The organism is Limnospira sp. PMC 1279.21, from assembly GCF_032349615.1.
In the GTDB taxonomy this organism is placed as follows: domain Bacteria; phylum Cyanobacteriota; class Cyanobacteriia; order Cyanobacteriales; family Microcoleaceae; genus Limnospira; species Limnospira fusiformis.
This window is the reverse complement of sequence record NZ_JARPLU010000186.1, coordinates 1-8,219: the sequence shown is the minus strand read 5'-3', so window position 1 is coordinate 8,219 and position 8,219 is coordinate 1. Positions and strand designations below refer to the sequence as shown.

Annotated in this window: 10 protein-coding genes; 3 read left to right on the top strand and 7 right to left on the bottom strand. The window is 45.9% G+C overall.

The window, feature by feature from the left end:
- Positions 1–41: 41 nt before the first annotated feature.
- The 3 genes from P5683_RS20615 to P5683_RS20605 form a co-directional block, all read right to left on the bottom strand.
- On the bottom strand, positions 42–944 hold the full coding sequence (locus P5683_RS20615; protein ID WP_006623266.1) for an ROK family protein: 903 nt from the start codon (positions 942–944) through the stop codon (positions 42–44).
- On the bottom strand, positions 941–1,198 hold the full coding sequence (locus tag P5683_RS20610) for a hypothetical protein (RefSeq protein ID WP_006616856.1): 258 nt from the start codon (positions 1,196–1,198) through the stop codon (positions 941–943). Before P5683_RS20610 ends, P5683_RS20615 begins: the two co-directional genes overlap by 4 nt.
- 286 nt (positions 1,199–1,484) lie before the next feature.
- The gene (locus P5683_RS20605) at positions 1,485–1,673 is read right to left on the bottom strand and encodes a hypothetical protein (protein WP_006623268.1); all 189 of its coding nucleotides are present in this window, start codon (positions 1,671–1,673) and stop codon (positions 1,485–1,487) included.
- A gap of 83 nt (positions 1,674–1,756) precedes the next feature.
- Between P5683_RS20605 and P5683_RS20600 the strand changes: the two genes are divergently transcribed.
- Together P5683_RS20600 and carB are read left to right on the top strand one after the other, a co-directional pair.
- Positions 1,757–1,936 (top strand): hypothetical protein, encoded by a 180-nt coding sequence (locus P5683_RS20600; protein ID WP_006623269.1) that lies wholly within the window; start codon positions 1,757–1,759, stop codon positions 1,934–1,936.
- A 5-nt stretch (positions 1,937–1,941) separates the two neighbouring features.
- A complete protein-coding gene (gene carB, locus P5683_RS20595) occupies positions 1,942–5,175 on the top strand; it encodes a carbamoyl-phosphate synthase large subunit (RefSeq protein WP_006670841.1) in 3,234 nt (1,077 codons plus the stop codon).
- Here carB and P5683_RS20590 read toward each other — a convergent pair.
- Both P5683_RS20590 and P5683_RS20585 read right to left on the bottom strand, forming a co-directional pair.
- Positions 5,172–5,300, bottom strand: a complete 129-nt coding sequence (locus P5683_RS20590) for a hypothetical protein (RefSeq protein WP_257720182.1) — start codon at positions 5,298–5,300, stop codon at positions 5,172–5,174. The two genes, carB and P5683_RS20590, sit on opposite strands and share 4 nt — an antisense overlap.
- Before the next feature lie 38 nt (positions 5,301–5,338).
- The gene (locus tag P5683_RS20585) at positions 5,339–5,470 is read right to left on the bottom strand and encodes a hypothetical protein (protein WP_257720183.1); all 132 of its coding nucleotides are present in this window, start codon (positions 5,468–5,470) and stop codon (positions 5,339–5,341) included.
- Positions 5,471–5,629: 159 nt separating this feature from the next.
- Between P5683_RS20585 and P5683_RS20580 the strand changes: the two genes are divergently transcribed.
- A complete protein-coding gene (locus P5683_RS20580; RefSeq protein ID WP_008054305.1) occupies positions 5,630–6,835 on the top strand; it encodes a DNA cytosine methyltransferase in 1,206 nt (401 codons plus the stop codon).
- Here the strand turns inward: P5683_RS20580 and P5683_RS20575 are convergent.
- Both P5683_RS20575 and P5683_RS20570 read right to left on the bottom strand, forming a co-directional pair.
- Positions 6,807–7,529 (bottom strand): hypothetical protein, encoded by a 723-nt coding sequence (locus P5683_RS20575; protein ID WP_006623272.1) that lies wholly within the window; start codon positions 7,527–7,529, stop codon positions 6,807–6,809. The genes P5683_RS20580 and P5683_RS20575 overlap by 29 nt on opposite strands.
- Positions 7,526–7,792 (bottom strand): helix-turn-helix domain-containing protein, encoded by a 267-nt coding sequence (locus P5683_RS20570; RefSeq protein ID WP_006623273.1) that lies wholly within the window; start codon positions 7,790–7,792, stop codon positions 7,526–7,528. Before P5683_RS20570 ends, P5683_RS20575 begins: the two co-directional genes overlap by 4 nt.
- Positions 7,793–8,219 lie beyond the last annotated feature (427 nt).

The following is an 8,219-nucleotide window of genomic DNA, read 5'->3' as shown; positions in this document are numbered from 1 at the left end:
CTTGACTTCAGGAAATCATGTTAATTATTAATTATTAATTATTAATTATTAATTATCTGAAAAGCAAGTCGCGCCGCCCCTATAGTACCCGCCTGATTTCCTAATTCGGCGGTCAAAATTTGTAGCCCTTCCCGAGAAGTGGGTAAAACTCGGCGTTGAATTTCCTCCCAGAGGGTTGGTAAAAATAGATTCGCTGCCGCACTAATACCACCGCCTAAAATGACCGCTTCTGGAGTCAAAACATAAATTAAACTAGCTAAACCCGCCCCTAACCGTCGCCCATATTCTTCCCAATAGGCTAAGGCTTGGGAATCACCTGCGATCGCCTTTTTGGCTAGGTCAGAAGGGTGATCACCCGTTTCTCGGCGGATAGCTTGTACAGAGACATATTGTTCCAGAGAACCCTGATTTCCGCTATTACAAGGGGGTCCATCGGGGTTCAAAGTAATTAATCCCAACTCCCCCGCCGCGCCGCGATGACCCACAAATAACTGACGATTGAGGATAATCGCCCCGCCAACTCCTGTCCCCAGAGTTAACATAATCAGATTATCAAAATTTCGTCCCGCCCCTAACCAGGCTTCCCCCAACCCCGCACAATTAGCATCATTAGCCATGATTACTGGCTTTTGGGTTTTTTCTTCCAGCCAGTCTGCTAAGGGAACATCCCGCCAATTCTCTAGGTTAATGGCTACCTGGGAGATACGCCCCGTCCCATCTACTGGTCCCGGTAAACCCACCCCGATCGCCGCCCAAGACTCGACAGGGGCTGTTATTTGTGATATAGCGTTTAGTATTGCTGCCAACACAGCTTCCGGGGTAGCGGGTTGTGGAGTTGCCACCGTCAGGGATTGGTTACAGGAACCGTCCGCCTCAAACAGTCCCAGTTTAATCGCCGTCCCCCCTAAATCAATACCAATGACCTGAGCGGATTTTGGTTTCATTCTACTTCGTCGCGTTCTATGCTGCTAGTATAAATGGGTTCGACGCGAATCCCCATAATACTAGAGGGACGAACTACCAGATACTCACCTTCAATGGTTTTAATCGGGACATTGAGAAAATCGGTATCAGTGTGCTTAGGAATCAGAACCTTAGTGTACCAGGTCTGAAAATCCTGGATCGTCCTGAACCGGACTTCTTCCCGGTGTCCCCCCTGAATCAAAAGATGAACCGCGTATGAACTAGGTTTAGGCATAAGGATGTTTGGGATAATAAGGGATTGTTGTACCATTTTCTCACTAATCAGGGCGATCGGTCAATCCATTAGTAACGATACACCAATATCAGCCAGAAGATGAAATAAGTTCACCACCATCAGTATTTAATCAGTTCCCTGATATCAGCCTTGTCTTTACTGATTATAGATGATTCAGGAAATTGTGATCACAACTCATGGCTGATTGGTAGAACCTCGAAATTGGGTAATTTCGGCTATTGTTAATGGCTAGGTGGTGGAATTAGACACATTTTTTCATATACTGTTATTGGATTGTTAAAAAGAGGATTAATTTAGATATGTATACACTGATAATCATGGGAGTTTTCTCGTCATGTCTACAATCATTATTACTGGTTGTTAGTTGATTTTCCGGTTCTAGGGTAGTAGTACGATCGCACTTGTCAAGTTCAGTCTGAACATTTAGGCGGGAGTTGAGATTGTACCCTGGCATTGATTACAGTGAGCGATCGCCCATAATTGGGCATCGGATCTAAAATTAGGCTGATGATGTTCAGTTAAATTTAAGTCTAAGTTATGATTTTTAAGCGCCAGGAAGTGGCGTTTAGGCCTGTGGAGACGATGGGAGACCCCAGCTATAAACTAATAGCCTGGGGAATTGTCGGAGAAGCAGGAAGCCTACACCCAATGCGTCAGCCTGTTCTGACCCAGGTGGTGGTAGGGTACTTCACAGATAACCGAATAACGGATAGTTAAGAGATATGCCGCGACGCGACGACCTAAAAAAAATTCTGCTGCTGGGTTCGGGTCCAATTGTCATCGGACAAGCCTGTGAGTTTGACTATTCAGGGACTCAAGCCTGTAAAGCCCTACGAGAAGAAGGATATGATGTAGTTCTGGTCAACTCTAACCCAGCCACAATCATGACCGACCCGGAAACAGCCCGGCGGACATACATTGAACCCTTAACCCCAGAAATTGTGGAAAAAGTCATCGAGGCGGAACGTCCCGACGCTTTATTACCAACCATGGGGGGTCAGACCGCCTTAAATATTGCGGTGGCTTTGTCGAAAAATGGGGTTTTAGACAAATATGGTGTTGAACTGATTGGCGCTAAATTAGATGCGATTGAAAAAGCCGAAGATCGTCTCCTGTTCAAACAGGCGATGGAGAAAATTGGGGTCGGCTGCTGTCCATCAGGTATTGCGAATAACCTCAATGAAGCCAGGGCTATTGCGGAGCAAATTGGTAGTTATCCGCTGATTATTCGTCCCGCCTTCACTATGGGGGGTACAGGGGGCGGTATTGCTTATAATCAGGAAGAATACGAGGAATTGGCGATCGCTGGGTTGGATGCTTCCCCCATGTCCCAGATTTTGGTGGAACAGTCTTTAATTGGCTGGAAAGAATACGAGTTAGAGGTAATGCGGGATTTGGCGGATAATGTGGTGATTATCTGTTCCATTGAAAACCTCGACCCTATGGGGGTTCATACTGGCGATTCCATTACCGTCGCTCCGGCGCAAACCCTCACCGATAAGGAATATCAACGATTGCGGGATGCGGCGATTAAAATTATCCGGGAAATTGGGGTAGAAACGGGAGGTTCTAATATCCAGTTTTCCGTGAACCCGGTTAATGGAGATGTGATTGTCATTGAAATGAACCCCCGCGTCAGTCGGTCTTCGGCTTTGGCTTCCAAGGCGACTGGGTTCCCTATTGCGAAGTTTGCAGCCAAATTGTCTGTGGGTTATACCCTCGATGAAATTAGCAATGATATCACCAAAAAAACTCCGGCTTCTTTTGAACCAACTATTGATTATGTGGTCACCAAGATTCCCCGGTTTACTTTTGAGAAGTTCCCAGGTGCTGAACCAGTATTGACTACCCAAATGAAATCGGTGGGTGAGGCGATGGCTATTGGTGGCACTTTCTGCGAGTCCTTCCAAAAGGCTATGCGATCGCTCGAAACAGGTTTGGCGGGTTGGGGACTTAATACTAATGAAAAAGTCCCCAGTTTGGATACTATCCGTTCTGGTTTAAGGACTCCTAACCCCGACCGAATGCTAACGCTCCGCTATGCCATGTTATTGGGAATGTCGGTAGAGGAGATTTATGAGTTAACCGGGATTGACCCTTGGTTTTTGGATAAGTTGCAGCAATTGTTGGAGACGGAGAAATTTTTAAAACGCACTCCCTTCAACCAAATTAATCATGAGGATATGCTGGCGATTAAGCGACAAGGTTTTAGCGATCGCCAAATTGCTTTTGCAAGTCAAACCACCGAAGATGAAGTCCGTAAATATCGTAAGGGTTTAGGGGTCAAACCTGCCTATAAAATGGTGGATACCTGCGCCGCCGAATTTGAGTCTACCACCCCTTACTATTACTCTACCTATTGGGAAGAGGACGAAATGATCCCCTCCGACCGCCCCAAAGTCATGATTCTCGGCGGCGGACCTAACCGCATTGGTCAGGGGATTGAGTTTGACTATTGTTGCTGTCACGCCTCCTATTCTTTGCGCGATGATGGCTATATCACCATTATGGTTAACTCCAACCCGGAGACGGTTTCCACCGACTACGACACCAGCGATCGCCTCTATTTTGAACCCTTGACCAAGGAGGATGTTTTTAATATCATCGAGGCGGAAGAACCACTAGGTATTGTCATTCAGTTTGGCGGTCAGACTCCCTTAAAACTAGCCGTCCCCCTGGAAAAAGCCTTGTCAGAATCCACCCTAAAAACTAAAATTTGGGGGACTAGCCCTGACTCTATTGATACCGCTGAGGACCGGGAACGCTTCGAGAAAATTCTCCGGGAGTTGAATATTCAACAGGCGGCGAATGGAATGGCTCGCAGCTATGAAGAGGCTCTCGCGGTGGCGGGTCGTATCGGTTATCCGGTCGTCGTGCGTCCTTCCTATGTGTTGGGGGGTCGCGCCATGGAAATCGTCTATTCTGATGAGGAATTGGAACGATATATGACCTTTGCGGTGCTGGTGGAACCGGATCACCCGATTTTGGTTGATAAGTTCCTGGAAAATGCCGTTGAGGTCGATGTTGATGCGATCGCTGACCATACCGGAAATGTCGTCATCGGTGGGATTATGGAACATATCGAACAGGCGGGGATTCACTCCGGGGACTCCGCTTGTTCCATTCCTACCCAAAGTCTATCAGAAACCGTCCTCGCTACCATACGCCGCCAGACTATTCAATTAGCCAAGGCTTTGAATGTGGTGGGTCTGATGAACATTCAGTTTGCGGTACAAGGTGAACAGGTTTATATTCTGGAGGCTAACCCCCGCGCTTCCCGGACTGTTCCCTTTGTGTCTAAGGCGATCGGTATTCCTTTGGCGAAAATGGCTTCCCGCGTCATGTCTGGCAAGACTTTGGCAGAGTTGGGATATACTCAGGAGAAAATTCCCGATTATGTCTCGGTGAAAGAGGCGGTTTTACCTTTTGCTAAGTTCCCAGGTACGGATGTCCTCCTCGGTCCCGAAATGCGATCGACCGGAGAAGTTATGGGAATTGATACCGAATTCGGACGCGCCTTTGCTAAAGCCGAATTGGCGGCGGGTCAGGTGATACCCATGTCGGGGACGGTGTTTGTCTCTGTCAATGACCGCGATAAAGAAGCGATCGTTCCTGTGGTTCAAGATTTCCTGGATCTCGGCTTTAAGGTGACTGCTACCATCAACACTCGCAAGGTGTTATGGGAACATGGGGTTAAGGTTGACCTAGAGTTGAAACTCCATGAGGGTCGCCCTAATGTATTGGATGCTATTAAAAATCACGCGGTACAATTGGCGATTATCACGCCTTCGGGGTCGGAAGCACGCGCTGATGGGATTATGATTCGGCGATCGGCTTTGGCTTACAAGGTCCCGATTATTACCACTATCGCTGGCGCTAAAGCCACCATATCCGCTTTGCGATCGCTCCAGCAACGCCCCCTAGATGTTAAAGCCCTTCAAGACTATTACATTTAAAATAGTCTCGCCCTAGGGCTAATGGGCGGGTTTAGACGGTTGGCGGATTTTTTCCCAAAACCGTCGGGAATGCGATCGCACCACCTGTTCAAAACGGCGGCGGGGAAAGGGCGGGTGTATATCATTGGCTGGTGTGTTCCATGGCTGACTGCTGCACCCGCCCCTACATTACATTGGGCGCGTTATTCGAGGTCGAAATTCGGTGAAATTCGGTGAAATGCGATCGCACTACCTCACCAAAAACCGCCGTGGGGAAAGGGTCGGTGCTAGTAGGGGCGGGTGCTAGATCCGCCATCGGGAAAACCAGCCAACTACCTGCACCCGCCCTTCTTTTTTAATGCCCCTACATTGGGCGCGTTATTCTTGTTAACAAAAGGTTCGACTTGATCTCAGTCTTGACATTATGTAGACTATCTATCACAATCATGATTATAGAGCCTTTATTTTTCAAGTCATGGACCTACAATTATCCTTGTTTCCAGATGATCCAAAAGATAACAGCACCAGGAAACAGAAAAAAGCTAAATTAGGGCGTTATCAAAGAATTCAGCGTGAATTAGCCACAACCAAACGCGATCCTTATCAAGTTCAAGTTGATATTAATCCCGTATCCCAACCACTGCAAACCTATAACTTTATCGATCTATTTTCTGGTGCAGGGGGAATCACGCAGGGTTTTTGGCAAGCTGGTTTTAATCCAGTAGCTAGTGTAGAAATTAACCCAATTGCCTCCGCCACTCATCAGAGAAACTTTCCCAATTGTCATCATTTTTGTGGGGATGTTAATGATTTTAATCCTCACCAGTGGCTATCTAAAATTGGTTCTCCTTCAGTTCATCTGGTCGTAGGCGGGCCACCGTGTCAAGGTTTTTCTGTCGCTGGGAAGCGCGATCCCAATGACCCTCGCAATCATTTATTCCAACAATTTATTCGCATTGTTGCTGAAGTGCGTCCTTGGTATGTCGTTATGGAAAATGTGCCGGGAATTTTAACCCTCAAAAAAGGCAAAATTAAACAAGCTATTTTTTCTGCTTTTCAAGCCATTGGTTACACAAATATTTCCGTGGCAATTCTTGAATCTGCCGCCTATGGTGTTCCCCAAATCAGACCGAGAGCTATTTTTATAGCTAATCGTTTCGGAATGGAAAATCCTTATCCAAATCCTCAATTAGTTCCAGAGGAGTATCAGACAATTGAATCAGCAATTTCCGATCTACCAGCTTACCAACCCATTCCCAGTATTAATCATGAATGGACTCGTCATTCTCCCGAATATATGGAGCGGATATCAAAAGTACCTCCAGGAGGTTCTTTGTATCAAACCTATGTTGATGCTTTTAAGCGACAGTATCCCGGAAAACCTAGTATGACCATCAAAGAGAATCACGGGGGGACTCATATTCATCCCCATCTAAATCGGGTGATTTCAGCGCGAGAAATGGCTAGATTACAGACCTTTCCTGATTCTTTTATCTTTGAAGGAACCATGAAAAAAGCCATGTGGCAAATTGGAAATGCTGTTCCTCCACGTCTAGCAGAGTGTATTGGCTATGGACTCATTCCTTACTTAAATAGGATTGTCACAGAGGCTGAAAATGAGGCTGAAAATATAGTTGTCTCCGAAAAACAGCTTACTTATGTTCAGCTAATGTTGCATTAAGAGCATTACGCCATGACTCAAAATCATACCAACCGCAACCTATACAACCACCTTCTGCTTCCGCTCCCAATGGAGGAATATTATCAGGCCAGTTCTCACCCCCAGAATACCAGAAGCGGATACCCATGGGCTGCCCTCTTTTACCAGTTTTCATACATCTTTCACAACTTCTCGATTTCAGTAAATTGTGGTTGCCAGCACTATCTTTTTTGAGAAGTTGAAATTTTCTTTTGATTTCGTTTTCGTTCATGTTTATGTCATGACTAGGTTCGGCTTTACCCCAACGCTGCATAGGAAAACGGTGATCAATCACTAACTCATGGGTTGGTCTTTTTCGATTTTCAATAACGTCTTTATAATCATAAAGTTTCAAAATTCTGTCTGCTAATTTGGGGGGAATAATAGCCGGAGCATTTGACGGTTTTATTTGCCCAGTCCATCTATCCCATCTGGTTTTTTTATTACAGATGTTACAGAAATCCCGTTTGGTCTCAAGATGTAGCCCCGGACGACTTTTAGTTCCGCGCTCTAGTCCTTGAATTCCACCACCTCCAGCGTATTGCTCCGATGCTACTTGCTTACCTTCACAAGTGCGACAGTGCCACTTCTGATCTGACAGCAAACTGAACACCTTTAACTGAGAAGAACCTGGTTTTAATTGGGATTTAAAATTAGCCACTAAATTGCGATTCATTCAGTCCTAGTTATTTCTATTTCTAAGTTGTCCAGAAGTTGAGATACGGTTATTCCTAAGCCCTCAGCAAGAGCCACAATCGCCGTAAGAGAAGGATTTCTGACACCACGCTCTAGACCAGATATATACGTGCGGTCTAGGTCACAGCGTAGCCCTAGTTCTTCTTGAGAAATACCCACAGCCATTCTATGCTGTCTAATCAGAAATCCCAAAGCTTTTAAGGTTTTTGCTTTTGATTTTTCCATAGAGTCATAATTACCCATGGTGGACGATAAGTCTACGGACTATCAGTCACATTAAGAGATATTTTTGTCCTCTCAAAGTCCCTCTCCCTCTCTGGGATCCAGATTTAGGGTGAGGGCAATGTATTAAGCGACTGGTGAACAAGCTGTACTCTGATTGACGATTCTCCTAACCGCTAATCTTCCCAGGTCTTGAATTTAACCGCCACCAGGTTAAACTCCCCAAAATTAACCCAATTAGACAACTCGCAACCAACTTATAGCTTTGTAATTTGCCTCGCGCCCTTTGCTTTTTGGGCGGGACTGGCAACCCGGCGGGCATAGGGGATAATTCCCCGTTGTGTTCCCTGGTATCATCTTCCTGGGCTTGACGGGATCTCATATCGTTTTTGCGGTGTTGCATAATAGAAAATGATATTCTCAAATAAATCAAGATGGATTGTCCTTA